Annotated in this window: 23 protein-coding genes; 14 read left to right on the top strand and 9 right to left on the bottom strand. The window is 72.4% G+C overall.

The window, feature by feature from the left end; translation table 11 throughout:
- Window positions 1-35: 35 nt before the first annotated feature.
- From ABKA17_RS24105 to ABKA17_RS24095, 3 genes are all read right to left on the bottom strand, one after another.
- Window positions 36-323: a hypothetical protein gene (locus ABKA17_RS24105; protein ID WP_353694290.1), complete on the bottom strand. Its 288-nt coding sequence runs from the start codon at window positions 321-323 to the stop codon at window positions 36-38.
- Between the two features lie 212 nt (window positions 324-535).
- The gene (locus tag ABKA17_RS24100; RefSeq protein ID WP_353694289.1) at window positions 536-1,297 is read right to left on the bottom strand and encodes a hypothetical protein; all 762 of its coding nucleotides are present in this window, start codon (window positions 1,295-1,297) and stop codon (window positions 536-538) included.
- A 230-nt stretch (window positions 1,298-1,527) separates the two neighbouring features.
- Window positions 1,528-1,767: a chaplin gene (locus ABKA17_RS24095; RefSeq protein WP_171144508.1), complete on the bottom strand. Its 240-nt coding sequence runs from the start codon at window positions 1,765-1,767 to the stop codon at window positions 1,528-1,530.
- Between the two features lie 290 nt (window positions 1,768-2,057).
- Here ABKA17_RS24095 and ABKA17_RS24090 point away from each other — a divergent pair, with 290 nt between their 5' ends.
- Genes ABKA17_RS24090 through ABKA17_RS24050 form a run of 9 tightly spaced genes read left to right on the top strand, consistent with a single transcriptional unit; the run spans window position 2,058 to window position 12,701 of the window.
- A complete protein-coding gene (locus tag ABKA17_RS24090) occupies window positions 2,058-3,149 on the top strand; it encodes a DUF3344 domain-containing protein (protein ID WP_353694288.1) in 1,092 nt (363 codons plus the stop codon).
- A gap of 51 nt (window positions 3,150-3,200) precedes the next feature.
- A complete protein-coding gene (locus ABKA17_RS24085; protein ID WP_353694287.1) occupies window positions 3,201-4,370 on the top strand; it encodes a glycosyltransferase in 1,170 nt (389 codons plus the stop codon).
- Window positions 4,367-5,791, top strand: coding sequence for an exopolysaccharide biosynthesis polyprenyl glycosylphosphotransferase (locus ABKA17_RS24080; RefSeq protein WP_353694286.1), 1,425 nt, complete (start codon window positions 4,367-4,369; stop codon window positions 5,789-5,791). Before ABKA17_RS24085 ends, ABKA17_RS24080 begins: the two co-directional genes overlap by 4 nt.
- A 2-nt stretch (window positions 5,792-5,793) precedes the next feature.
- Window positions 5,794-7,125: an O-antigen ligase family protein gene (locus ABKA17_RS24075; RefSeq protein WP_353694285.1), complete on the top strand. Its 1,332-nt coding sequence runs from the start codon at window positions 5,794-5,796 to the stop codon at window positions 7,123-7,125.
- Window positions 7,122-9,101, top strand: coding sequence for a murein biosynthesis integral membrane protein MurJ (gene murJ, locus ABKA17_RS24070; protein ID WP_353694284.1), 1,980 nt, complete (start codon window positions 7,122-7,124; stop codon window positions 9,099-9,101). The genes ABKA17_RS24075 and murJ overlap by 4 nt, the downstream gene beginning before the upstream one ends.
- Window positions 9,085-9,807 (top strand): polysaccharide deacetylase family protein, encoded by a 723-nt coding sequence (locus ABKA17_RS24065; protein ID WP_353694283.1) that lies wholly within the window; start codon window positions 9,085-9,087, stop codon window positions 9,805-9,807. Before murJ ends, ABKA17_RS24065 begins: the two co-directional genes overlap by 17 nt.
- Window position 9,808: 1 nt before the next feature.
- Window positions 9,809-10,963 (top strand): glycosyltransferase, encoded by a 1,155-nt coding sequence (locus tag ABKA17_RS24060; RefSeq protein ID WP_353694282.1) that lies wholly within the window; start codon window positions 9,809-9,811, stop codon window positions 10,961-10,963.
- Window positions 10,960-11,616 carry a YveK family protein gene (locus tag ABKA17_RS24055; protein ID WP_353694281.1) on the top strand — a complete coding sequence of 219 codons (657 nt, stop codon included), beginning with the start codon at window positions 10,960-10,962 and terminating at the stop codon, window positions 11,614-11,616. The genes ABKA17_RS24060 and ABKA17_RS24055 overlap by 4 nt, the downstream gene beginning before the upstream one ends.
- Window positions 11,613-12,701 (top strand): GNAT family N-acetyltransferase, encoded by a 1,089-nt coding sequence (locus ABKA17_RS24050; RefSeq protein ID WP_353694280.1) that lies wholly within the window; start codon window positions 11,613-11,615, stop codon window positions 12,699-12,701. Before ABKA17_RS24055 ends, ABKA17_RS24050 begins: the two co-directional genes overlap by 4 nt.
- Window positions 12,702-12,726: 25 nt before the next feature.
- Here ABKA17_RS24050 and ABKA17_RS24045 read toward each other — a convergent pair whose 3' ends face one another.
- Window positions 12,727-14,016: a glycoside hydrolase family 26 protein gene (locus ABKA17_RS24045; protein WP_353694279.1), complete on the bottom strand. Its 1,290-nt coding sequence runs from the start codon at window positions 14,014-14,016 to the stop codon at window positions 12,727-12,729.
- A gap of 136 nt (window positions 14,017-14,152) precedes the next feature.
- Here ABKA17_RS24045 and ABKA17_RS24040 point away from each other — a divergent pair, with 136 nt between their 5' ends.
- Complete coding sequence (locus ABKA17_RS24040) at window positions 14,153-15,430, top strand: carboxylate--amine ligase (protein WP_353694278.1); 1,278 nt, start codon at window positions 14,153-14,155, stop codon at window positions 15,428-15,430.
- The gene (locus tag ABKA17_RS24035; RefSeq protein WP_353694277.1) at window positions 15,430-16,701 is read left to right on the top strand and encodes an FAD-dependent oxidoreductase; all 1,272 of its coding nucleotides are present in this window, start codon (window positions 15,430-15,432) and stop codon (window positions 16,699-16,701) included. The genes ABKA17_RS24040 and ABKA17_RS24035 overlap by 1 nt, the downstream gene beginning before the upstream one ends.
- 42 nt (window positions 16,702-16,743) lie before the next feature.
- On the opposite strand, the gene ABKA17_RS24030 is transcribed toward ABKA17_RS24035, so the two are convergent.
- From ABKA17_RS24030 to ABKA17_RS24020, 3 genes are all read right to left on the bottom strand, one after another.
- Window positions 16,744-17,622, bottom strand: coding sequence for a chaplin family protein (locus ABKA17_RS24030; RefSeq protein WP_353694276.1), 879 nt, complete (start codon window positions 17,620-17,622; stop codon window positions 16,744-16,746).
- 106 nt (window positions 17,623-17,728) lie between these two features.
- Window positions 17,729-17,956 carry a chaplin gene (locus ABKA17_RS24025; protein WP_353694787.1) on the bottom strand — a complete coding sequence of 76 codons (228 nt, stop codon included), beginning with the start codon at window positions 17,954-17,956 and terminating at the stop codon, window positions 17,729-17,731.
- Window positions 17,957-18,186: 230 nt separating this feature from the next.
- Window positions 18,187-18,591 (bottom strand): rodlin, encoded by a 405-nt coding sequence (locus tag ABKA17_RS24020; protein ID WP_353694275.1) that lies wholly within the window; start codon window positions 18,589-18,591, stop codon window positions 18,187-18,189.
- Window positions 18,592-18,810: 219 nt separating this feature from the next.
- Between ABKA17_RS24020 and ABKA17_RS24015 the strand changes: the two genes are divergently transcribed.
- The 3 genes from ABKA17_RS24015 (at window position 18,811) to ABKA17_RS24005 (ending at window position 20,891) form a co-directional block, all read left to right on the top strand.
- Complete coding sequence (locus ABKA17_RS24015) at window positions 18,811-19,212, top strand: rodlin (RefSeq protein ID WP_353694274.1); 402 nt, start codon at window positions 18,811-18,813, stop codon at window positions 19,210-19,212.
- Window positions 19,213-19,320: 108 nt separating this feature from the next.
- Complete coding sequence (locus ABKA17_RS24010) at window positions 19,321-20,343, top strand: LCP family protein (RefSeq protein WP_353694786.1); 1,023 nt, start codon at window positions 19,321-19,323, stop codon at window positions 20,341-20,343.
- A 137-nt stretch (window positions 20,344-20,480) separates the two neighbouring features.
- Window positions 20,481-20,891 carry a rodlin gene (locus tag ABKA17_RS24005; protein ID WP_353694273.1) on the top strand — a complete coding sequence of 137 codons (411 nt, stop codon included), beginning with the start codon at window positions 20,481-20,483 and terminating at the stop codon, window positions 20,889-20,891.
- Between the two features lie 59 nt (window positions 20,892-20,950).
- On the opposite strand, the gene ABKA17_RS24000 is transcribed toward ABKA17_RS24005, so the two are convergent.
- Window positions 20,951-22,870: an AMP-dependent synthetase/ligase gene (locus tag ABKA17_RS24000; protein ID WP_353694272.1), complete on the bottom strand. Its 1,920-nt coding sequence runs from the start codon at window positions 22,868-22,870 to the stop codon at window positions 20,951-20,953.
- Window positions 22,871-22,952: 82 nt separating this feature from the next.
- Window positions 22,953-24,491 (bottom strand): vWA domain-containing protein, encoded by a 1,539-nt coding sequence (locus ABKA17_RS23995; RefSeq protein ID WP_353694271.1) that lies wholly within the window; start codon window positions 24,489-24,491, stop codon window positions 22,953-22,955.
- Window positions 24,492-24,527: the final 36 nt, after the last annotated feature.

Genomic DNA, 24,527 nt, shown 5'->3' with positions numbered 1-24,527 from the left:
GCCACGGAATCGGCCCTCTACGCGACAGGAAGGCGTCAGCCACCCAGCGGAAGCCCGCCGAGCAGACCGCTGTTGTTCAGCGTGGCGGTCGCGCCCTTCACGGTGTTGAGCACGGAGTCCTTGTTCTCGGTGTCGAGCGCGTTCGACTGGTGCTGGAGCGGCATCACGTCGGCGGGGGCGAGCCGGCCGCTGGTGAGCGTGTTCACGGCGCCGGTGAGGCTGGTGGGCGTGACGTCGGCGGTGCTGTAGGCGAACGCGGGCGCGGCAGCGCCGGCGAGGGCCACGGAACCGGCAACAACAGCGGCAGCCTTCAGGGACTTCATCGTGTTCCTTTCTTCGGCGACTTCCGTCACCAGAGAGAATTCTGACGCCGTGCCTAACGATCCCCGACCGGCCCGGAAACCCCGTACGCAGAAAGTTTCTGCAACCCACCCGTTGGGATTCCCGGGGGTTATAAGAAAGCAATAGGAAAACAGAACAGCCGTTGTGCCGGCCTGGGCGACCGGCACAACGGCTGGGGTGACGACTGCTTCGCCTACGAGGTGGGTACCAGGCCGCCGACGGCCGGCAGTCCGCCGACCGCACCGGTCACCGCGTCGGTCGGCAGCCCGCCGGTCGGCAGGGGCACCGGAAGCGGCAGTGGGAGTCCGCCGCCCAGCAGCAGCGCCAGGATGGCGTTGAGGAGCTTGCCCACCACCGCGGTGGCGGCCGCGAGCACCTTCGCGGGGTCCGGGGGCGTGGCGGAGGCGGCCGCGAGCAGGTCGCTGACGGCCGTCTGCAGGGCGGCGAGGGCGTCGCCGACGGCGTCGGCGGACGGTGCCTTGGAGTCACTGCTCTTGTCGGCGGGCAGCGGGAGCGCCGGCAACGTGGTCGGCAGCGGCAGTCCGGCGGCCGGCGTGGTGGCGGGCGGAGTCGTCGCGGCCGGCGCGGCCGCCGTGTCGGTGGGTGTCAGGGGCGTCTCCGGCACCGGCACGGGGGCCGCCGCGGTGACCCCGGCGATGGCGGACTTGACCGTGTCCAGGAGCTGGGTCGCCTGCTCGGGAGTGATTCCCTCGCCCGCGTTGAGCACGGTGTTCAGCACGTCGGTGACCGGCTTGAGCACGGCCCCGAGGTTGCCCAGGGTCTTGACCTGCGCGAGCAGGGCGTCCGCGCCGGGGACAGGCGCCTTCACCGCCGCCAGCGCGCGCTCGCGCTTCGACTCGTGGTCGACCGCCACCGCCGCTGGAGCGGCGATTCCGATCAGGAGGGTGGCACTGATTGCGGCGGACGCCAGGCGCCGTGCGGACAGAGCACGCATGGAGAGCCCTTTCGATGTGGGACGGATCTTGTGCTCACCGTGAAAGCGCTCACCGCGCTCTGCAACCGATCGAACGCGTGCCGTGATCACCCGCCGAACGCGTCCTCCCTGGTGAAAGGCCCTGTCAAGGCTCTCCCGCCGCAACCCCCCGTTCGGGGCAACGCAAACCGGCCGCCCTCCCGAGGGGGAACCACGGGAGGGCGGCCGGCAAAGGGCGGTTCGCGCCGACGTCAGTCGTTGACGCAGGTGTTGCCGAAGGCGGGGTTCAGCAGACCGATGACGTTCACGGTGTTGCCGCAGACGTTGACCGGAACGTGGACCGGGACCTGGACGACGTTGCCCGACAGCACGCCCGGGGAGTGGGCGGCGGTGCCGTTGGCGCCACTGTCGGCGGCAGCGATGCCGGCGCCGCCGGCGACGGCCGCGACGGCAGCGGAGGTAAGGACCAGGCCCTTCGCGATACGCGACATGGAGAGGTGCTCCTTGGGGTTGACACAAACACCCGGGCGGGGATGCCCGGCGCTGTGTCAACGCGCGGGGCGCGCGCGGGTTGTGCCGCCAATGGGGTGATCTCGCGAGAGGCCCACTTCACCATTCCGACACACTTGTCTGGTTTCGCCGGATTAATACGGATAGCAGCTAGAGTTGCGGACCTCTTGACGCACCCGTATAGCCAGCAAATCGCACTCATGACGCCCTGGCACCACGACCCGGGCGTGCCCCCGACCCCCACACCTTTCCCGGAAGGGCCACCCCGGTCATGCGCCAATTCCCGCGCCCGTCGCTGCGCCGAGCGGCGGTGGGAGCCCTTGCCCTCGCCGCGATCTGGGTCCCCGGTGGCGCCCTCGCGGCCGCCCCGCCCTCCCCCGAGGTTCAGCAGCTGCCGTTCACCGAGCGGTTCCGGGCGCTCCAGCACGGCGGGATCGTCCGCGCGGCCAACACCGCCATCAGCTGCCGGTCGAGCGCGGCCCAGCCGTCCTGCCCGTCCGTCCGGGACGGCGGCACGGCGGCCAACGGCGACTTCGACATGTTCTACGTCGACGTCGACAGCGACCCGAACACCTACAACTCCTCCCGCGCGGAGGTCCGGCTGCCCGAGGGCTCCCGCGCCACGTACGCGCGGCTGTACTGGGGCGGCAACCTGCGCGTCGGCGAGCAGAAGCCGCCCAAGGACAACGGCAGGGTGCTGATCGCCGAGCCCGGCGGCCAGTACAAGGAGGTCCTCGCTGACACCCTGGTCGGCCACCGGGTGGCGCGGGGCGCGGACGCCTTCCAGGCCTCGGCGGACGTCACGAAGCTGGTGCGGGAGAGCGGTTCGGGCCTCTACACCGTCGCCCAGGTCAATGTGGCGATGGGCAGGTCGAAGGCCGGCTCGTGGGGCGGCTGGACGCTGGTCGTGGCCTACGAGAGGGCCGCGGAGCCGCTGCGTCACCTCGCCCTGTGGGACGGCTTCGACACGCTCGGGACGGCGCACGAGGTCGCGCTGCGGAAGCTGGGCTTCCCGAAGGGCGCCTCCGGCCGGGCGGGTCTCGTCGCGTACGACGGTGATCGCGGCCGTACGGGTGACTCGCTCACCCTTTCGGCCGGAGGGGCCGGCCGCAGGGCGTCCGTCGCACTGACCGATGCCGCCAACCCCCGTACAGATGTGCTGAATTCGACGATCTCCGAGCCCGGATCGGCGCCGTCGCGGCGGGTCCCCTCGTATGCGAACACGCTCGGCTACGACTCCGACGTGTTCGATCTCGGCAAGGCGCTGCGAGCCGGTGGTGACCAGCTGGCCTTCCGGCTCGTTTCCCAGCGGGACGCGGCGTGGGCCGGGGCGCTCTTCGTCGCCGTCGACGCCCAGAAGTGAGGCGCGTTCCCGCCCGTCCCGAGTGCCATCCGTGAGCGAGGAAACCGCGCAATGCACCAGTCAGCAACCGACCCTCGACCACGGGTCCTGCACCTTACGCAGCCCGTGGAGGGCGGGGTCGCCCGAGTCGTGACGGACCTGGTGCGGGCGCAGCTCGCGGCCGGCCTCGACGTCACGGTGGCCTGTCCGGACGGCACGTTCGCCGACGGACTGCGGGCGCTGGGCGCGGACGTACGGCGATGGCGGGCGACGCGGTCGCCGGGGCCGTCGCTCCTCGGCGAGGTACGACGGCTCGCTCAGCTGATCGAAGAGGTACGGCCCGAACTGGTGCACGCGCACAGTGCGAAGGCCGGTCTGGCCGGTCGGCTCGCGGTGCGCGGGCGGGTGCCGACGGTGTTCCAGCCGCACGCCTGGTCGTTCGAGGCGGTCGACGGGGCCACCGCGGCACTCGCGCTGAAGTGGGAGCGGTGGGGGGCGCGTTGGGCCTCCCGGGTGGTGTGCGTGAGCGCCGCGGAGCGCGCGACCGGCGTACGCGCCGGGATCGCCGGGCGGTGGAGCGTCGTCCCCAACGGCATCGACCCCGCCCGCTTCCACCCCGCCGCCGTGGGCACCGTACGGGCGTCGCTGCTGCCGGACGCCGATCCGGCGGCCCCGCTCGTGGTGTGCGTGGGGCGGTTGTGCCGGCAGAAGGGGCAGGACGTCCTGCTCGACGCGTGGGAGGCGGTGCGGGAGCGGGTGCCGCGGGCCCGGCTCGTGTTCGTCGGCGACGGGCCCGACCGGGACCGACTCACCGCCCGCGCACCGGAGTCGGTGGTGTTCGCCGGGGCCGTCACCGATCCCGTGCCCTGGTACCAGGCCGCCGATCTGGTCGTCCTGCCCTCGCGCTGGGAGGGCATGGCGCTCGCCCCGCTGGAGGCGATGGCATGCGGGCGACCGGTGGTGCTGACCGACGTGGACGGCGCCCGGGAGAGCCTGCCGCCGGACCTCGCGCCCCAGTGCCTGGTACCCCCGCAGGCCCCGGCCGCGCTCGCCGGGGTCGTCACCGAGCTGCTGCTCGATCCGCTGCGCTGCGAGTCGCTGGGCCATCAGGGGCGCCGTCACGTGCTGTCCACGCACGACGTGCGGCGCACGACCGAGGCCGTGGCGGGCTTGTACCGCGAACTGCTCGGCACCGCAGTCCATGCCGTGCCTACCGAGTACAGGGAGTCCATCCACTCGTGACCGCCGAAAGTACCGTCCCCTCGCCCGGCGGGCAGCCACGGGATCACGGATTCTCGCCCGTCTCGGTCATCCCGTCGCGCGGTGTCGCCGGCGGCTTCCGCTTCCCGCACCGCCGCCCGCAGCCGCGGCCCGCCTCGCCGGTGCCGCTGCTCGCCGCGGACCTGGTCGCGGCCCTGCTCGGCGCCCTCGCGCTCACCGGGACCGCACATCAGCCGCTGCTCGCGGCCCTGTCGGTGTCCGCTTCGATGCTGTTGCGCCCGCAGCTGCCGCGCGCCGTACCGGGCGTCCTCGACGAACTGCCCGCCGTCTGCGGCCGGATCGCGGTGTCCTGGCTGGCGCTCGGCGCGCTGGTCGCCGCGTACGCCCCGCAGCACGCCCTGTCCGCCGGCACGCTCGCCGCCGGTGTCCTCCTCCAGTCCGCGGCGGCCTGCGCGGCTCGCGGCGCCGTGCACCGGCGCCGCCGCACGGCCCTGCTGAACCGGCCGCGCGCGGCCCTCGTCATCGGCCCCGCGGCGACCGCGCAGCGCGTGGCCGCCGGCGTGCTGCGCCATCCCCGGTGCGGGGTACGGCCGGTGGGCGTCGTCACCGAGGAGCCGGACGGCAGCGAGGGACTCCCGGTGCTGACGACCGGCGAGGAGGTCGAGCGGGCGCTCATCCAGAACGGCGTCCGGGACGTCCTGGTCGTGCACCCGTCCGTACGGTCCGAACAGGGGCCGCTGCTACGGGCGTTGGCCGAATCGGGCTGCGCGGTGTGGGAGGTCGACGCCGACTCCCCCTCGTACGCCACCCGTGACCAGCTCGCCGGATTCGCCTGCCGCCGCCTCGACATGGGGGGCCGGCGGCGGGGCAGCGTCGGCAAGCGGGTGCTGGACGTGCTGGTGGCCGGGGCGCTGCTGCTGCTGGTCAGCCCGCTGCTGCTGGTGTGCGCGGTGGTGCTGCGGCTGACCGGCGGACGCGGTGTCGTCTTCCGCCAGGAACGCATCGGCAAGGACGGCCGGCCCTTCACGCTGCTGAAGTTCCGCACCCATCGCCCGGTCGACGAGCACGAGTCGGCGACCCGCTGGAGCGTGGCGAACGAACGCCAGATGTCGTGGTTCTGCCGCTTCCTGCGCCAGACGTCGCTGGACGAGCTGCTCCAGCTGTGGAACGTCGTCTGGGGCGACATGAGCCTGGTCGGCCCGCGGCCCGAACGCCCGTACTTCGTCGCGAAGTTCAGCCAGACCTACCCCGGCTACGCGGCCCGCCACCGGATGCGCACCGGCATCACCGGGCTCGCCCAGATCCACGGTCTGCGCGGCGACACCTCCATCGAGGACCGGGCCCGCTTCGACAACGCGTACATCGACAACTGGTCGCTGTGGCAGGACATCTGCATCCTGGCGCGGACCGCGGCCGCGCTCGTGCGTCCGACAGGGAGCTGAGCATGGACCACGTGCGGAGATTCGCGCCGGTGCTCCCGGTGGTGGCGGTCGTCGCCCTGCTGGGGCTGCCGATCGGGCCGGGCGGCGAGGGGGGCGCGGGCCCCGCCGACGCGCTCTCGGCGCTCGTGGTGCTGTACTGCGGGATCCGTCTCGTACGGGACCGGCGGCGCCCGCTGTCCCGTACCGCCGTCGTGGTGCTGGGCCTGCCGGTCGTGGGGCTGGCGGTCGCCGCCGTCGGGGCGTCCTCGCCGGGCGCCGGGCTCACCGGTATGGGCCGCTACCTCCAGATCTTCGTGCTGGTGCCGGCCGCGGTGCTGCTGCTGGTCCGGGGCCGGGCCGACTTCCGGGTGCTGGCCTGGTCGTTCGTCGGGCTCGCCCTGTGGCAAGGGGCGATCGGTGTGCACCAGTTCCTGACCGGGACGGGGGCCTCGTACCAGGGCCAGGAGATCCGTGCCGTGGGGACCTTCGGGGCGCAGGACGTGATGGGCATGGCGACCGTCGTGTGCTTCGGGCTGGTGTGCGCGGTGGGTCTGGCGCTGGGGCGGACTCCGGTACGGCAGCGGGTGGTTGCCGCCTGCTGTGCGCTGGCGCTGCTGGTGCCGCTCGCGCTGTCCTTCAGCCGCGGGGCGTGGATCGCCGCGGCGGTGACGTGCGCGGCGCAGTTGGTGCTGGCCGGGCTGCGGCGGGCGCTGAAGGTGGGCGCCGTCGTGGCCGCGCTCGGCGTGATCCTGGTGGGTGGTTTCGGGGTCGGTTCGGCGATGCTCCAGGAGCGGATCAACAGCATCACGCAGGTCACCGACGCGCCCGACCAGTCCGTCACCGACCGGTACACCATGTGGGCGGCGGCCGTCGGCATGTGGCGCGAACAGCCGCTGACCGGCATCGGGTTGAAGGGGTTCCCCGAGCACCGGGACGCGCACGCCTCGCTCGCGCTGTCCGCGGGCAGCGACACCGAGGGCGCGGGCGCCGCCTTCCGCAAGCAGCCGCTGCTCTCCCCGCACAACATGTACCTGCTGATCCTCGCCGAGCAGGGCCTGATCGGCCTCCTCGCCCTCGCGGGCGGCTGGCTGGCACTGCTGGTCTGCGGGCTGCGGCGACTGGCCCGGATCCGGCGCTCCGGTCCGGGGCTCGACTGCGCGCTGGTCGCCTGCGGCTTCCTCGTCTGGCAGTTGACCGACTTCGCCTACGCCGACATCGGCGGCCCCTCGACGGTGCTGACCGCGGTGTGCTTCGGCCTGTCGGCCTGGTGGGCCCTGACCGGCGGCACCTCTGAGCAGCCCGCGTCGACTCCGGCCCCGGTACCCTCCCGCGCCGAGGAGGCCGCCGCACGATGAGGGTGACCCCACCTCGGACCCCCGAGGCCGCACCGGACGCCTCGCCGGAACGGGCTGCCGGCGCCTCCGGCGGGACCACCTCACCGAGCCCCCCGACAGGACGGCACACCGAGCTCACGGGCCCTCCCGCCCAGGCCACCCCTCCCTCCCCGGGCACCCAAGCTCCGAGGGTCCCGCCCAACACCCCGTCAGACGGCCACACCAAGACCACCCGACCCCCCAGCGGGACCACGGCCACCACCCAGGGCGCCCTGATCTCCGGGGTTTCACCGGACGCCCCCACAGGACGGGACGCCCGATCCCCCAGTGGAGCCACGGCTACCGCCCAGGGCACCCGGGCCGCCCGCCCCCTTCCGTCCACCCGCCCCGCCGCGCCCCCCGAGGACCGGGCCGAGCGTGCCGACGTCGCCCCTGCCTCTCGCCGTTTCCTCGCCAAGGCCGCGCTCGTCACCGCTGTGCTCTCGGTCGCAGGGGCCCTGTTGGGGCTGGCGCGGGATCAGGCGCTGGCGCGGCTCTTCGGGGCGGGGAGTGAGACGGACGCGTTTCTCGTGGCGTGGACCGTCCCGGAGTTCGCGTCGACGCTGCTCATCGAGGACGGGCTGGCCTTCGCGCTGGTCCCGGCGTTCAGCCTGGCGTTGGCGCGGCGGGCGCAGGGGGCGCCCGGGGATCCGGTGCGGGCACTGGTCGCGGCCACGCTGCCGAAGCTGTCCCTCGCCTTCGTCGCCGTGTCCGCGCTGCTCGTGGGCACGGCCCCCTATCTGGTCGAGGCCCTGGCACCGGGCCTGCCCGACCCCGCGCTCGCCGTCGACTGCACCCGGCTCACCGCGGTCTGCGTCCTGGGCTTCGGCCTCGCCGGATATTGCAGCGCCGCACTCCGCGCCCACCGCAGGTTCCTCGCGCCGGCGGCGATCTACGTGGCCTACAACACCGGCATCATCACGGCGATGTTCGTCCTGGGCGGGCAGTGGGGCGTGCGGTCGGCGGCGATCGGGGTCGCGATCGGCGGCGGGCTGATGGTGCTCGTACAACTGCCCTCCTTCGTACGGCAGTTGTGTCGGAAGCGGCGGACCGCCCCGCAGGAGACCGGCGGCAGCGACGACCGGGCGGTGACCGCCGCACTCGTCGCCACCGTCCTGCTCTTCGCCCTGTGCCGGCAGTCCCAGACCCTCATCGAGCGCTTCCTCGCCTCCACCCTGGACGCGGGCGCCATCTCGCACCTGAACTACGCGCAGAAGGTCGCCCAGATCCCGATGACCCTGTCGATGATGCTGTGCACGGTCACCTTCCCGGTGGTCGCGCGCGCCCTCGCCGACGGTGACGTCGAGCGTGCCCGCAGCCGCGTGGAACGCGACCTGGCGCTGGCCTCCTGCGTGGTCCTGCTGGGCGCCGCCACCGTGATCTCATGCGCTCCGCAGCTCATCGAACTCCTCTTCCAGCGCGGCGCGTTCACCGCCAAAGACACCGCCGCCACCGCGGACGTCATGCGCGTGTACGCCCTCGGCCTGCTCGGCCAGACGATGACCGGCGTGCTCGTCCGGTCGTACTTCTCCGCCGCCCGCCCCAGCTGGTACCCGGTCGCCGCGATGGCCGCCGGCATCGTCGCCACCTCCTGGATCGGCGCCTGGACGGTCGGCCCGTGGGGCGTCCTCGGCATCGCCGCCGCCAACGCCGCCGGCATCACCGTCACCGCCTTACTGCTGCTGGCCGGCACGGGTCCGCGAAGCGTCCCGATCCGCAGACGGCGCGCCCTGCGCGAGCTGAGCCGGCCGGTACGGGCCGCCGTGGTCGCGACGATCGCCGGGACCTTCGTCGCCGGGCAGGTGCCGTCCGCCGTGCCCGGGCTGGCCGCGGGCGGCGCGACCGTCGCCGCCGTGTTCGTCCTGCTCGCCTGGGCGCTGGACGCCCAGGGCGTCGTACCCGCACTGAGATCCGTACGTTCCGTCACACGAAGGCTCGCTCATGGCCGCTGCCGTTGATTCCGCCCCCGTCCCGTGGATCGCGATGTACCACTCGGTGGGCGACTGCTCCGACGACCCGTACCGTGTCACGGTCACCCCCGAACGCCTCGGCCGGCAGCTGACCTGGCTGCGCCGCCGCGGTCTGCGGGGCGTGTCCATGGCCGCGCTGCTCGCCGAACCCACCCGCACCGACCTCGTCGGCCTCACCTTCGACGACGGGTACGCGGACTTCCTCGACCACGCCCTTCCGGTGCTCCGGGAGCACGACTTCGGCGCCACCCTCTTCGTCCTGCCCGGCCGTCTCGGCGGCGACAACGCCTGGGACCCGCTGGGCCCGCGCAAGCGCCTGCTGACGGCGGACGGCATCCGGAGCGCCGCCGAGGCGGGCGTCGAGATCGGCTCGCACGGGCTCACCCACGTCGACCTGACCGAGGCCGACGACCTCCGGCTGAAGGCCGAGACCGTCGAAAGCCGGGCCGTACTGGAGGAGTTGACCGGCGCGACGGTCGCCGGCTTCTGCTATCCCTACGGCACCGTCGACCAACGCGCCATCGACGCCGTACGGGACGCCGGATACACGTACGCCTGCGCCATCGACCCCGGCCCCCTCACCGGCCCGCTCGCCCTCCCGCGGCTGCACATCGGGCAGAACGACACCGCCGTACGCCTCTTCCTCAAGCACCGGCTGCACCGGTTGCGCCGCCGTCCCGTCGAAGGGCTCTGAGATGAAGGCCCTGCATGTCATCACCGGCCTCGGGGTCGGCGGCGCCGAGCAGCAACTGCGGCTGCTGCTGAGGCACTTGCCGGTCGACTGCGACGTCGTGACGCTCACCAACCCAGGCGCGGTCGCCGACGGCCTGGTCGCCGACGGTGTCCGCGTCACCCACCTCGGCATGGCCGGCAACCGCGACCTGGCCGCCCTGCCCCGCCTGGTCCGCCACATCCGCTCCGGCGGCTACGACCTCGTGCACACCCACCTGTACCGCGCCTGCGTCTACGGCCGACTCGCCGCGCGGCTGGCGGGCGTCCGCGCGGTCGTCGCCACCGAACACTCCCTCGGCGACTCACAGATGGAGGGCCGCAGGCTCACCGCCGGCGTCCGCGGGCTGTACCTGGCCAGCGAGCGCCTGGGCCGCGCCACGGTCGCCGTCTCCCCCACGGTCGCCGCCCGGCTGAAGCGCTGGGGCGTGCCCGCCCCCCGGATCGAGGTCGTCCCCAACGGCATCGACCTGCCCCGCTTCCGCTTCGACCCGCTCCAGCGCCTGCACACCCGCCGCCGCCTCGGCCTGCCCGAGGAGGCGTACGTCATCGGCGGCATCGGCCGGCTCACGGCGGCCAAACGCTTCGACACCGTGATCCGCGCGCTCGCCCAACTCCCGGACAACTGCTGGCTGTTGCTGGTCGGCGGCGGCCCGGACGAGCATCCGCTGCGCCGGGCCGCCCAGGAGGCCGGGGTCGCCGACCGGGTCCTGTTCACCGGGGAGCGCCCGTGTGTCCCCGACGGTTCTCCCGGCCCCGACCTGCCGTCCCTCACCGCCGCGATGGACCTGCTCGTCTCCCCGTCCCCGGAGGAGGCCTTCGGTCTGGCGGTCGTCGAGGCGCTGGCGTCCGGGCTGCCGGTGCTCTACAGCTCCTGCCCGGCGATCGAGGACCTGCCCTCGCAGGCGGCCCCCGGCAGCCGCCAGGTGCTGGGCGGCGCCGACGAGTTCGCCCGCGCCATCGCGGCGGCTCGCACCGAGGGCCCACGCCCGCGCGGCGCCCCCGACGCCGCCCACCACTACTGCATCACCCGCAGCGCCGCCCAGCTGATGGATGTCTACGCGGCCGCGGTCTCGCCAGCCAAGTCGCCCACGTCACCCCAGGGAGTCAGTTCCTCATGACCGAGAACCCCACAGGACCGCGCCGCCCCGCCGCGGTCCTCACCCGCGCCAAGACGCTCCCGGCCTGGTCCCTGCTCGCGGCCGGTGCCGTCGCCGGCGGCCTGCTGGGCGGTGTGTACGGCCTGGCCCAGACACCGGCGTACACGGCGACCAGCTATGTCGTCGCCGTCCCCACCGAGAAGTCCGACTCCGCCTCCGCGCTCGGCTTCGCGCAGGCCTACGGCCGGGTCGCCACCCAGCTCGCGGTGCTCGGTGACGCCCAGGTGTGGGCGGGCGTCCCGGTCAGGACGCTGAAGTCGAGCGTGCAGACCGCGACCTCGCCGGACGCCCCGATGATCGGGATCACGGCGACCTCCTCCCGCCCCGACCTGGCCGCCGACATGGCCAACGCGGTCGCCCGGGCCCTGACCCGGCACGCGGACACCACCCAGAACGCCACCAACGTGGAGCTCCAGCAGTTCGCCCGCGCCACCAAGCCCACCGAGCCGTCCTCGGCCTCGCCCGCCGTGACGGGTCTGGTCGGGGCGAGCGCGGGCGGTCTGCTCGGCGGCCTGGTGCTGCTGGTGCGGCCGCGACGGACCGCGGGAGAGCCGGGGCGCCCGGCCTCCGTGCCCGGCCCGGCCGTCGCCGCCGACGCACACGGCCAGCTGTGACCTACCGGACGGAACTCGTCACCGACGAGTCCGTCTTCGCCGCACTGGCCCCCGACTGGGGCCGCCTGTACGGCCGCTGCTCCCCCGCCACCCCCTTCCAGAGCCACGCCTGGCTGCACTCGTGGTGGCTGTCGTACGGCCGCCCCGGCCGGCTGCGGGTCCTCGTGGTCCGCGACGGTGACGACCTCGTCGCCGCCGCGCCCCTGATGCGCGTACGCCGTCCGGTGCCGTCCCTGGTGCCGCTCGGCGGGGCGATCTCCGACTACGGGGACGTCCTGCTGGACGACGAGCACGGGGACGCGGCGGCGGCCGCGCTCACCGAGGGGCTCGCGGCGGCGGCCCGGACCGCGCTGGTCGATCTGCGCGAGGTACGGCCGGGCGGCGCGGCCGAGCGGATCTACGACCACTGGCCCGGGCCCCGGCGCCGGGTCGGCGACTCGCTGTGCCTGGAGCTGCCGGCCGTGCCCATGGCGGAGCTGGTGACCCGGCTGCCGTCGGCGAAGGCCCAGCAGCGGGTCCGCGCCAAGCTGCGCAAGCTGACCGCGCTCGGCATCGAACAGCACGCCGTGGAACCGGACGAGGTCGACAAGGCGCTGCGGCGGCTGCTGGAGCTGCACCGGTTGCAGTGGGAGGGGCGGAAGGTGACGAGCGAGCATCTGCTGCCGCGGTTCCGCGACCACCTGGTGCGCTCGGTCGCTCCGATGGTGCGCTCCGGGGACGCGGCCGTCACCGAGTTCCGGCTGGACGACGACGTGGTGGCCGTCGATCTGACGCTGCTGTCGAGGCGCTTGGCGGGCGGCTATCTGTACGGTGCCCATCCGTGTCTGCGGGAGCGGAAGGCGGACGTGGCGGTGATGCTGCTCGACGCGTGCAGCCGGCACGCGCGGGGCTCGTTGAGCCTGCTGCGCGGCAACGAGCCCTACAAGCACCACTGGCGGCCCGAACCGGTCGCCAACCAGCGGCTGTTGCTGGCCCGGCGGCGCACCGCCCCGCTGCTGACGGCGGCCTTGTTCGACGTGGCCGCCCGCAGCCGGGGCAAGGAACTCGTCCGCGGGTGGCGAGAGCGCGGTGGCGACGGGCCGTGACCGACCCGCCGCCACCGTCAGGACCTCACCGGCTGCGCGACCACCAGTCGAAGCGCATGCACAGCTTCCCGCCGATCCAGTACTCCACCCACTCGCCCAGGTCCACCGGCGAGCAGTTGGGCGGGTTCGTCGGAGTGGGCTCGGGCGTGGGCTCGGGGGTGGGTGTCGGGGTCGGCGTGGGCGTCGGGGTCGGCGTCGGCTCACCGGTGCGTCCGAAGAGCACGGACCGGTAGATCTCCGACGACCTGGGGTTGTCGTCGCACTGCCAGACGCCGTGCGGACAGTAGTCCGTCAGCGTGTTGTACAGCGGCTTGTGCTCGTCCATCCACGCGAGCATGCGCCGCATGTATTCGGCGTTGTCTCCGTTGCGGAAGAGTCCCCATTCAGGATAGGAAATTGCCTTGCCGTGGGATTTGGCGAATTCCACGTGTTCCTGAAGCCCGTACGGCTCTTTCACCTGCTGGTCGAACGAAAGGCCTGCCGGCTGGTCGTACGAGTCCATGCCGATGATGTCGACGGTGTCGTCGCCGGGATAGCACTTCGTCCAGCCGATGGCGTCCTTGCCGCGGCTCGGCGTGAAGTCGAAGCGGAATTTCTGGCCCGGCACCGAACGCATGGTGGTGACGATCCTGTTCCAGTACTTCTTCCAGGCCTCCGGGTCCGGCCCGCACCGATGGGTGTACGTGATGCCGTTCATCTCCCAGCCGAGCACGATGACCGTGTCCGGCACCTTCAGCGCGACCAGCCGTTCGGCGAGGCGGCGGAAGTGGTGATCGAAGTCGCCGGCCGCGCCCTGCCGCAGCAGTCGCCCGACCTGGTAGTCGGGGACGTTCTCCTCGTTGCGCTCCAGCATGGGGACGTTGAGGACGAACATCCGGTCGTCGCGCGCGTTGCGCCAGTCGGCCCACGTGTCGAGGAAGTTGGGGGCGCCCTCGATGTTGCTCCAGCGGTCGCCGGGCAGATAGGTGTGGCCGACCCGCAGGTCGGCGCCGCCCAGCCAGCGGCTGAGCTCGGTCATCCGGTGCACCCCGCGCGGGCCGTAGTCGAGGTAGGCGCCGAAGGCGGGGAGTTCCGGCACCGGCTTCGGCTCGGCCACGGGGTCGGTCACCGGGTCGGCGGTGGGCGTGGTCGGCGGCTGGGCGGACGGGGACGGAACGGCCGGTACCGCGGGAACCGCCGGCGTGGGAGCGGGCGGATCGGCGGCTCCCACCCCCGCTGCGAATCCGGGCCCGGAGGCCAGGGCGGCGGACGCGGCGACCGACGCCGCGATGAACGCCAGCCGTCTGGTCCGAACCCGTCGCTGCTGTGAGTCCATGCCTGCTCCTTTCTCACTCTCGCGCTAATCCGATAACTGACACTCAGTCATGTGAAGACGAACTCCGCCACCGTGCTTGCGGCTTTCGAGTGGCCCGATCGCCCGCACGGGTGAAACGACCGAAGGAATTGAATCCGTGTCGCTGTTCGACACCCGCGTCCCCGCCGTACTGCTGCGGATCGACCGAAATCCCTTTCACCACGGAACGCTGGGGGCCGTGCGCTCGCTCGGCAGAGCGGGAGTGGAGGTGCACGTCGTCGCGGATTCCACCGGAAGTCCGGTGTCCCGATCGCGTTTTGTACGACGGATCCACCCGCCACCGCCACCGGGCGCGCCCGCTGCCGACATCGCCGTGGCCCTGCGCCGTATCGCCGCCCGGATCGCCGGCCCGGCGGTGCTGATCCCGATGGACGACGCGAGCGCGGTCGCCGTGGACCGGCTGCGAGCGGAGCTGGCGCCCTCGTATCTGCTGCCGTCGATGCCGGGCCCGCTGGCCGAGCGCGTCGCCGACAAGGCGGAACTGGCCGCCCTGTGCACCGCCGTGGACGTACCGCATCCGCTCACCCTGATCCCGGACAGCGCGGCCGACGCGGCGGGCGCCGCCTGGCGGCTGGGTCTGCCGGTGGTGGCGAAGTGGAGCAGACCCTGGCTGCTGCCGGCGGACAGTGGGCTGCGCAGCACGGTCGTGGTGCGCAGCCCGCAGGAGGCGCGGGAGCTGTTTCTGCGCACCGAGGAGGCGGGCAGCCGGCTGTTGCTCCAGGCCTGTCTGCCGCCGAGCGTCGACTGCGACTGGTTCTTCCACGGGTACGCCGACCGCTCGGGCGCCGTGCGTGGCGGAGGCGTCGGCGTCAAGCTGCGGGCCTGGCCGCGCGGGGCGGGCCTGACGGCGGTGGGCCGCTGGGCGCCCGACCCGACGGTGCAGGCGCTCGCCGAGCGGATCACCGGCGAACTGGGCTACCGGGGCATCTTCGACCTCGACTTCCGCCGCGACGCCGAGGGCCGCCACCACCTGCTCGACTTCAACCCGCGCCCCGGCGCCCAGTTCCGGCTCTTCACCGACACGGCCGACCTGGACGTCGTACGGGCGCTGCACCTGGACCTGACGCACCGTCCGCTGCCGGAGGGGGTGCCGCGGGCCGGACGGGAGTTCGTGGTGGAGAACTACGCGCCGCTGACCGTGCTGCGCCCGGTGTCCGCGGGCCGCGAACGGGCCTGGGGCGCCCGGGACGACCGGGCCCCCGGCTGGGCGATGTGGGGTCTGTGGGGCCGGCATGTGTCCCGCCGTCTGCTGGAGCGGCTGCGCGGGCTGCGTGCTCCGGCCGGCGAGCGGGCCCGGGTGCGCCTGGTGCGCCAGGCGACCGCCTCCCCCGTCACGACGGAACTGACCGACGACGAGAAAGCGAGCAGCCGCTGATGTACGACCTGCTGGTGGTGGGCGCGGGCCCGTACGGCCTGTCCATCGCGTCGCACGCCGCGGCCGCCGGGCTGAAGGTGCGTGTCTTCGGCCGGCCCATGGCGTCCTGGCGCGACCACATGCCGCGCGGGATGTTCCTGAAGTCGGAGCCCTGGGCCTCGAACCTCTGCGACCCGGGGCGCCGCTGGCGCCTCGACGTCTACTGCGAGCGGCAGGGCATGACGGCCCGGCACGGGGAGCCGATCCCGGTGGAGGTGTTCGCCGAGTACGGCCTGTGGTTCGCCCGCAAGGCCGTGCCGACCGTGGACGAGCGCACGGTGACCCGGCTGGTGGCCCTGCGCCCCGGCGGCTTCGAGGCGGTCGTCGACGACGGCGAGGTGCTGCCCGCCCGTACGGTCGCGCTGGCCGTGGGGGTCATGCCGTTCGTCGAGATCCCCTCCGCCCTGGCGGGCCTCGACGCCTCGCTGGTGACCCACAGCAGCCACCACCGCGACCTCGACCGCTTCCGGGACCAGGACGTCACGGTGATCGGCGGCGGCCAGGCGGCCCTGGAGACGGCGGCCCTGCTCGCCGAACAGGGCACCCGGGCAAGGGTGCTGGCGCGCGCCGACGAACTGCGCTGGAACGACGTACCACCACCCTGGGAGCGCCCCTGGTGGCAGTCGGTCCGCACTCCGCACAGCGGCCTGGGCTGCGGCTGGCGCAACTGGTTCTACGCCGAGCGCCCCGGCCTCTTCCACCGGCTCCCGGAGCAGAGGCGGGCGCGGATCGCGGCGACGGCGCTGGGGCCGGCGGGCGCCTGGTGGGTGCGGGACCGGGTCGGGCCGGCCGTGGAGGTGCTGCTCGCCCATGAGGTGGCGGCGGCCCGCGCGGTGCCGGGCGGGGTGCGGCTGGAGGTGCTGGACCGGGCGGACGGGTCGGGGGCTCTGCGCACCCTGGAGACCGAACACGTCGTCGCGGCCACGGGGTTCAGGGCGACCACCGACCGTCTGGGCCTGCTCTCCACCGAGCTGCGCGCGTCCCTGGCGACAGCGGCCGACGGGGCGCCGCGGACCGGCCGGGACTTCGAGTCCCCGTCACACCCCGGCCTGTTCCTGGCGGGCCTGGTCACGGCCCCTGCCTTCGGCCCGGCGATGCGCTTCGTGCACGGCGCGACCTACACGGCGGGCGCGCTCGTACGAGGGGTGCGGCGTCGGCTGCGCGTCGGTCCGGGCCAGGGGGTGATCCCGGCTCAGGGACGGGGCGAGCTGCCCGAGCGGGTACGCCGCTGAGGGGCGCGGGTGCCGGACGGGGGGGTCCGGCACCCGGCGCGACTACAGGTGGGCCCCGGCCTGTCGCCGGCCACGCCGGTACAGGACGGCTCCGGCCGTGATCATCGCGGCACTGCCGAGGCCGGCGGCCATCATGGCCTCACTGCTGCCGGTGTCGGGGAGCTCGGGCGGCGGGCCGTTGGGCCCGGGCGGCGTGGTCGAGCTCTGGTCGGTCGGCGGCGTGAGGGTGGGGGTGGGCGTCTCGTGCCCACCGCCCGGTGACGTGGGCGTCGGGGTCGGTGTCGGCGTCCCCGGCCCACCCGGCGACGACGGGGTCGGCGTCGGTGTCGGCGTCCCGGGGCCGCCCGGCGACGAGGGAGTCGGCGTCGGTGTCTCATGCCCACCCGGCGGCGTGGGCGTCGGTGTGTCGCCGTAGCCTCCCGGGGTGTCCTCGTAGCCGCCGGATCCGCAGTCGTCACCGTAGGCGGGGTTGAGTCCGCTGATGACGTCCGCCGTGATGCCGCACGCGTTGACCGGCACCTCGGCCGGCGCCGTCGCGTCGTTGCCGGACACCACGCCGGGCGAGCCCTCGGTGCGGCCGTGCGTCCCGTGGCCGGAGGGGCCGTGGTGGCCGTGGTGGTCACCTCCGCCGTAGCCGGAGTCGTCGCCGTAGGAGGCGCCGCCCTTGGGTGAACCGGAGTCGTGGGCACAGGAGTTGCCGAACGCCGGGTTCAACAGGGCGACGACGTCTGCGGAGTTGCCGCAGGCGTTGACGGGCGCGTCGAGGGGGACCTGGACGTTGTTGCCGGACAGGACGCCGGGCGAGCCCTTGGCGGTCCCCTCGGCGTCCGAGTCGGCGAAGGCGGGGCTGCTGCCGCACAGGGACAGGATGCTCGTCGCGGCGGCGGCCGCGACCATTCCCCTACTCAGGGTCTGTCGCAATCTCGTTGTCCTCCTGCTTGAAGAAGTGGGAAAAGCCGGCCTTGGAAGGCGGGAAAGCTGTCCAAGGCCGGCTCATACAGCCGGAGTGGCTGGGGGCGTTACGGCGTCAGTCGTTGACGCAGGTGTTGCCGAACGCCGGGTTCAGCAGGGCGATGACGTTGACGGTGTTGCCACACACGTTCACCGGGATGTGGACGGGAACCTGGACCACGTTGCCGGACAGGACGCCGGGCGAGTGCGCGGCGAAGCCGTCGGCACCCGCGTCGGCGAAGGCCGGGGCGGCCATGCCAAGAGCCATGATCGCGCCCGCGACGACAGCAGCGGTCTTCTTCATGAGCTTTCCCTTCTCTGCGGTCATGCCCCTATGACGTGACCTACAGGCTGTAAACGAGGGATAGACAGACGAAGAAACTAAAGAACGTGTGCCGCCTGGTAATTCACTCGAACGCCTTCACAGAATTGACACGAGACATCCAAACGAGCAGAAACCATTCGCCTGAGTGGCGGAAAAAGCCCGGGCAGCCCGCGAAAGCGGACGGCCCGAGCCATTTCAGAATCGACGGATCAGTGGTTGCCCTGACCGTTGCCCGCAAGGGCGGAGATGTCGCTGAGGATGTGCGAGGCCGGCTCGTCACCCTTGGCCTGCGTCGAGTTGTCGGCGCACTGCTGGTTCTGCGCGGCGGACAGGACCGGGATGTCCTGAGCGACCCCGACGGCGGCGATGAGACCGACGATGCCCTGCGCGTTCGCCTTCACCGGCAGGCCGACACACAGGTCGTTGGCCGTGCTCTGCACCAGGGTGGCCTGCGGGCTCATGTCGCCCTTGGTGATCGAGTTGCCGAACTTCGACGCGGCGTGGTTGCCGCTCGCCGACGTGGTTCCGTCGTCGTTCCCGATGGCCATGGCCGGCGACGCCGCACCAACGACGGAAGCGGCGACCGCCGTGGCGGCCATTGCCTTCTTCAGCATTTCAGTTCCTTTCCTGGGTGCATCACCGAGACGCACGCTCCTGCCTCCGCATCAACCAGCTCCGCGGAGTTTGGTTTCGGCACTTCACCCGATCGGGCCGTATGCGCCGCGGCCGTTCTTTTCACTGCGCCATCGGAGTGAAAGGCAGGAACCAAGGCGGGCCGGTGCAGTTGACCAGAGCGCTCCGGTGGACGGGGTTTCTCCAGAAGGGACTAGCAAGTGATCAAGAAGGTTCTGGCTTCCGCCGCGGTCGCCGCTTCCGTCGTGGGCGCCGCCTCCCCCGCCATGGCGATCGGCAACGACGACGGCACCAAGTCCGCCAGCGGCAACGGTGCGCACCAGTCGTTCGGCAACTCGGCCACCTACGGCAACATGAGCCCGCAGATGGCGCTCATCCAGGGCTCGCTGAACAAGCCCTGCATCGGCCTGCCCGCCAAGGCGAACCTCCAGGGCATCGTCGGCCTCGGCGCCGTCGGCGTTCTGCAGGACGTGCCGATCCTGTCGGCCCCGCAGAACCAGCAGTGTGTCGAGAACTCCACCCAGGCCAAGGGCGACGAGCCGCTGTCGCACATCCTGGACGACATCTCCGCCCTCTCGGGCAACGGTCAGGGCAACCACTGAACCGTCCTCGGAGATTTTGTTCTCTGAGCCTTGGGGCTGCAATCTGAGACCCCGTCAGCGGGCCGCCGGTTCACCGGCGGCCCGCTGTCTTACGTTCGGCGCGTGACGATGAAGAGAACTCTTTCTTCCCTCGCGATCCCCGGACTCGTACTCGCGGCCACCGCGACGCTGCTCGGCGGCGCTGCCGCGTTCCCCGAGCGACAGGCCCCCAAGGCCCTGAACATCCTGCTGATGGGCACGGACGGCCGGGACACCATCACCGCCGCCGAGAAGCGCAAGTTCCACGCCGGCGGCATCGCGTGCAACTGCACGGACGTCCTGATGCTGATCCATGTCTCCGCGCGCCGGGACCGCGTCAGCGTGGTCAGCCTGCCGCGGGACTCCTACGCGGACATCCCGCCGTACCGCGCCGGGCCGACCGGCGAGGAACGCGGGCCGCACCCTTCGAAGATCAACGGCGCCTACGCCGAAGGCGGTCCCGCGCTCACCGTCGGCACGGTCGAGTCGATGACCGGAGTGCGCGTCGACCGGTACCTCCAGGTGGACTTCCGGCGCTTCATCGACGCCGTGAACCAGGTCGGCGGGGTCGAGGTGTGCACCGCGCGGACCTTGAAGGACTCGGCCACCAAGCTGAACCTCAGGCCCGGCGAGCATCTGCTGAACGGCGGGCGGTCGCTGCAGTACGTGCGCTCCCGGCATGTCGACACCAGCGCCGATCTCGGGCGGATCCAGCGCCAGCAGCGGTTCCTGGTGAACGCGCTGCGCGGGCTCCAGGCGCGGCAGGCGCTCACCGACCCGGCGGGCATGGCGCGTGTGATGGGCACGCTGCTCGGGAGCGGGCGGGTCGAGCAGGGCTTCGGCGCCGAGGAGCTGGTGCAGCTGGCGGCCGCGCTGCACCGGGTGCCGGCGGCGGCGACCGAGTTCACGACGGTACCGATCGCCGGGTTCAACCCGACCCGGCCGGACATCGGCTCGACGCTGGCCTGGGACAGGAAGCGGGCGGACGCGATGTTCACCAAGCTGCGCAAGGACCGGCCGCTGCTCGGCTCCGGGGCCGACCCCAAACCCAAGGACCCACCGGGCCTGAAGGGTTACGGGCCCGTACGGGGCAGCTCCCTCGCCTGTAAATGAGCTCGTACGACCAGGGCGCCCGGGCCTTTAGCGTTTGCGCTGGGCCAATCGGGGCAAAGAGCGCAACCCCGACCGGGGTGCGGCCGTTGACGATCATGCAGCTCCTCACCGGAGTCCGCTTTTCGAAGGGAATGAACATGAAGAAGCTGTGGGCTACCGCGGCTATCGCCGCGTCCGTCGCCGGTGCCTCGGCCGCGGCCGCCCCCCAGGCTCTTGCCATCGGTGACGACAACGGCACGACCTCCGCCAGCGGCAACCACGCCTCGCAGGAGTTCGGCAACTCGGCCACGTTCGGCGACATGAGCCCGCAGCTCTCGCTGGTCCAGGGTTCGCTGAACAAGCCCTGTGTCGGTCTGCCGGCGAAGCTGAACGCCCAGGGAATCGTCGGCCTCGTCGCCGTCGGTGTCCTTCAGGACGTGCCGATCCTGTCGGCCCCGCAGAACCAGCAGTGTGTCGAGAACTCCACCCAGGCCAAGGGCGACGAGCCGCTGTCGCACATCCTGGACGACATCTCCGCGCTGTCGGGCAACGGCAACGGCAACGGCTGATCCTCGGATCTCCGTGGCGGCGGGTCACCGGTTCCACCGGTGGCCCGCCGTTTTGCGTGTCACTTGCGGTAGATCGCCTCGATCTCCCGCGCGTACGCCGATGTCACCGTGTGCCGTTTGACCTTCAGGGACGGCGTGAGCATGCCGTTGTCCTCGGTGAACTCGCCCTCGACCAGGGTGAAGGCGCGGATCGACTCGGCGCGGGAGACGGCCTCGTTGGCGTAGTCCACGGCCTTCTGGACGTCGGCGCGCAGCCTCGGGTCGTCAACAAGCTCGGACATCGGGGTGTCGGCGGGCCGTTTGCGGACCGACAGCCAGTGGGCGATCGCGTCGGGGTCGAGGGTGATCAGGGCGGCGACGAAGGGGCGGTTGTCGCCGACGACCAGGCACTGGCCGACCGGGGGACGGCTGCGCAGCCGGTCCTCCAGGACGGCCGGGGAGACGTTCTTGCCGCCGGAGGTGACGAGGATGTCCTTCTTGCGGCCGGTGATGGTGAGATAGCCGTCCTCGTCGAGGGAGCCGAGGTCTCCGGTGGCGAACCAGTCGTCGGTGAGGACGGCGTCGGTGGCGGCCGGGTTGTTCCAGTACGCGCCGAAGACGATGCCGCCCTTGATGAGGACCTCGCCGTCGTCGGCGATGCGGACGGCGGTGCCGGGGACCGGCGGACCGACCGTGCCGGGGCGGGGTTTGAGGGGCGGGACGATGGTGGCGGCGGCCGTGGTCTCGGTCAGGCCGTAGCCCTCGTAGACGATGATTCCGGCGGCGTAGAAGAACAGGTTGAGGTTGCGGTCGAGCGGGGAGCCGCCGCTGATGGCGTAGCGCATGCGGCCGCCGAGTTCCTTGCGGATACGGCGGTAGACCAGCAGGTCGTACAGGGCCCAGGCGGCGTAGAGGCCGGGGCCCGGGCCCTTGCCGCGGTCGAGGAACTTGTCCAGGTACTCCTTGCCGAAGCGGACGGCGATGCGGTCGGCGCGGTCGAAGGAGGCGCCGCGGCCGAGCTTCTCGGCGGTGGCGCGGCCGGTGTCGTGGATCTTCTCGAAGAGGTAGGGGACGCCGACGAGGAAGGTCGGGCGGAACTCCCGGAGCGCGGGGCGGAGTTCGTCGGGCTTGATGCTCGGGCAGTGGCCGATCTCGATGCGGGCCATCAGACAGGCGATCTGGAGGGTGCGGCCGAGGATGTGGGCGAGGGGGAGGAAGAGGAGGGTGGAGGCGACCTGGCGGGTGACCTCCTTGAAGATCGGGTGGAGCAGCTCGACGGTGTTGGCGGCCTCCGCGTGGAGGTTGGCGTGGGTGAGGACGCAGCCCTTGGGTTGTCCGGTGGTGCCGGAGGTGTAGCAGGTCGTCGCGACGGTGTCGGGGGTCAGGCCGGTGCGGCGCTTGGTGACCTCCTCGTCGGCGATGTCGTGGCCGAGGCGGGTGAGTTCGGTGAGGGCCGATGCGTCCAACTGCCAGACGCGGGGCTGTTCCTGGTGTCCGGACGTGCCCGTCGTCACGGTGTCGGCGTTCTCCGCGGTCTCGGTGACGACGAAGCGGGCGCCCGAGTCGCGGACGATCCACTCCACCTGCTCGGCGGAGGAGGTCGCGTAGACGGGGACGGTCTGGCCGCCCGCCGCCCAGATGGCGAAGTCCAGGACCGTCCACTCGTAGCGGGTGCGGGACATCACCGCGACCCGGCCGCCCGGTTCGAGCCCCGCCGCGATCAACCCCTTGGCGACGGCGGTGACTTCGCGGGCGAAGTCGGCCGCCGTGACCGGGTGCCAGACGGCTCCCTGCTTTCGGCGCAGGACCACCGCGTCGGGGGCCTCGGTGGCGTTGGTGAACGGCAGGTCCGCGGTGCTGCCGGTCGTCGGGTGCGGGGCGAGGGGCGCCGTGCGGGCCTCTCGCACCGCGCCCGTCTCGTCCGTGGTGATCTCGACCTTGGCGCGGCTGGCCAGGTCGGTGCGCTGTTTCGCCCTCTTCAGGTCCTTGCGTACGCCCATGACGGCTCCCGGTCGGCTGTTACCCGGGCGTCAACTTACTCGTGCGTAATAAAAGGTCAATGGGTTCGGCAGGACCAGGTGTTCAGTCGCCGTAGCGGTCGGCCTGGTCGATCGCCACGGCGAGCCGGTCCACGTCCTCGTCCTCGGTGCTCCTCGCCAAGTCGTGTGCGCGCTCGCCGAGTTCACCGAGGGTCGGGGTGCCCGGCAGGGGGCTGGCGTCGGCGCCGTAGGAGCGCAGGGCGTCGGCGAAGTAGGCGGCTACGGCGGTGACCTGGAGTCGGGAGCCCGAGTCCCAGAGGTCGCCTTCGAGGTCCTCGCTCTCCAGTTGGCCGGACTCCTCGTGCGGGGTGCGGGTCTCGGGGTCGAGCCAGCGGACGCTCGCGGTGGCGAGGTGGCCCTCGGTGCCGGGCTTGTGGCGAACGACGTAGAGGGCGGTGACGGTGTGGCCGGGGCCGATCTCGCCGCCGTCGACGCTGTCGTCGCGGAAGTCCTCGTCGGCGACCCGGCGGTTGTCGTAGCCGACGAGCCGGAACTCCTTGACCGTCTCGGGGTCGAAGGCGACCTGGGCCTTGGCGTCGCGGGCGGTCAGGTCGATGTTCTGCGGGAGTTGCTCGACGAACACCTTGCGGGCGTCGTCCTCGTCGGAGACGTAGGCGGTGTGGCCGTCGCCCTTGTCGGCGAGTTCCTCCATCAGTTCGTCGCCGTAGTCGCTGCCGACGCCGACGCCGAAGAGGGTGATGCCGTGCTCGCGGCGTTCGCTCCCGATGCGTTCGAGGATGGAGTCGGAGTCGGTGTCGCCGGTGTTGGCGAGGGCGTCGGAGATGAGGACGACACGGTTGGTGGCGCCCTCGCGCAGGCCGTCCTCGGCGGTCTCGTAGCCGGTCTCGACGCCCGCGCCGAGGTTGGTCGAGTCCTCGGGCTCCAGGCCGTCGATGGCGTCGTGGACCTCGTCGCGGTTGCCGTCGAGGCGGGTCATCGGCAGGACCCGCTCGGCCTCGTCGCTGAAGGTGACGATCGCGACCGAGTCGTCGTCGCGGAGTTGGTCCGTCATCGTGTCCAGGGAGTCCTTGGCGAGGTCCAGGCGGCCCGGTTCGGCCATGGAGCCGGAGATGTCGATGACGAAGGTCAGGGCGGCCGGCGGGCGGGCCTCGCCGTCCTCTGCGGTGCGGGTGGCGAGGCCGACGCGGACCAGGGACCAGTCGTCCTTCTCGGTGCGGGCGCCGTCGACGGTGACCGTGAAGCCGTTGCCGTCGGGGCGGTCGTAGTCCTGGCGGAAGCTGTTGACGAACTCCTCCGGGCGGACCGTCGAGGGGTCCGGCAGCCGGCCTTCGGCGAGGGTGCGGCGGGCGTAGCCGTAGGAGGCGGTGTCGACGTCGAGGGCGAAGGTGGAGAGGTAGTCGGGCTCGGGGGCGGCCTCGCGGGAGTCGCTGTCCGGGCTGTCCGGGCCGCCCTGTTGTTCGCCGTCGGGGGCGGGCGCGTAGCCGCCTCCCTTGTTGCCGCCGTCGTACGAGGAGTCGCTCGCGCCGTCGCCGCTCGCGCTGCAGCCCGTCAGCAGCAGGCCGCTCGCCGCGGTGAGCGCGAGCAGGGCCGTGCGCACGCGTCGTATTCGGTACTGCTCCATCTTCCGTGCCCCCTTGGTCCGTTGACGTCGACCTTT

The sequence above is a fragment of the Streptomyces sp. RG80 genome (assembly GCF_040446465.1).
Lineage (GTDB): Bacteria > Actinomycetota > Actinomycetes > Streptomycetales > Streptomycetaceae > Streptomyces.
The sequence above is the reverse complement of the archived record's forward strand: the minus strand, read 5'-3'. Positions and strand labels throughout refer to the sequence as shown.

Coding starts and splice junctions, on each gene's coding strand:
- ABKA17_RS24105 (WP_353694290.1), bottom strand. CDS start 323: ATGAAGTCCCTGAAGGCTGCCGCTGTTGTTGCCGGTTCCGTGGCCCTC.
- ABKA17_RS24100 (WP_353694289.1), bottom strand. CDS start 1,297: ATGCGTGCTCTGTCCGCACGGCGCCTGGCGTCCGCCGCAATCAGTGCC.
- ABKA17_RS24095 (WP_171144508.1), bottom strand. CDS start 1,767: ATGTCGCGTATCGCGAAGGGCCTGGTCCTTACCTCCGCTGCCGTCGCG.
- ABKA17_RS24090 (WP_353694288.1), top strand. CDS start 2,058: ATGCGCCAATTCCCGCGCCCGTCGCTGCGCCGAGCGGCGGTGGGAGCC.
- ABKA17_RS24085 (WP_353694287.1), top strand. CDS start 3,201: ATGCACCAGTCAGCAACCGACCCTCGACCACGGGTCCTGCACCTTACG.
- ABKA17_RS24075 (WP_353694285.1), top strand. CDS start 5,794: ATGGACCACGTGCGGAGATTCGCGCCGGTGCTCCCGGTGGTGGCGGTC.
- murJ (WP_353694284.1), top strand. CDS start 7,122: ATGAGGGTGACCCCACCTCGGACCCCCGAGGCCGCACCGGACGCCTCG.
- ABKA17_RS24065 (WP_353694283.1), top strand. CDS start 9,085: ATGGCCGCTGCCGTTGATTCCGCCCCCGTCCCGTGGATCGCGATGTAC.
- ABKA17_RS24060 (WP_353694282.1), top strand. CDS start 9,809: ATGAAGGCCCTGCATGTCATCACCGGCCTCGGGGTCGGCGGCGCCGAG.
- ABKA17_RS24055 (WP_353694281.1), top strand. CDS start 10,960: ATGACCGAGAACCCCACAGGACCGCGCCGCCCCGCCGCGGTCCTCACC.
- ABKA17_RS24045 (WP_353694279.1), bottom strand. CDS start 14,016: ATGGACTCACAGCAGCGACGGGTTCGGACCAGACGGCTGGCGTTCATC.
- ABKA17_RS24035 (WP_353694277.1), top strand. CDS start 15,430: ATGTACGACCTGCTGGTGGTGGGCGCGGGCCCGTACGGCCTGTCCATC.
- ABKA17_RS24025 (WP_353694787.1), bottom strand. CDS start 17,956: ATGAAGAAGACCGCTGCTGTCGTCGCGGGCGCGATCATGGCTCTTGGC.
- ABKA17_RS24020 (WP_353694275.1), bottom strand. CDS start 18,591: ATGCTGAAGAAGGCAATGGCCGCCACGGCGGTCGCCGCTTCCGTCGTT.
- ABKA17_RS24010 (WP_353694786.1), top strand. CDS start 19,321: ATGAAGAGAACTCTTTCTTCCCTCGCGATCCCCGGACTCGTACTCGCG.
- ABKA17_RS24005 (WP_353694273.1), top strand. CDS start 20,481: ATGAAGAAGCTGTGGGCTACCGCGGCTATCGCCGCGTCCGTCGCCGGT.
- ABKA17_RS24000 (WP_353694272.1), bottom strand. CDS start 22,870: ATGGGCGTACGCAAGGACCTGAAGAGGGCGAAACAGCGCACCGACCTG.
- ABKA17_RS23995 (WP_353694271.1), bottom strand. CDS start 24,491: ATGGAGCAGTACCGAATACGACGCGTGCGCACGGCCCTGCTCGCGCTC.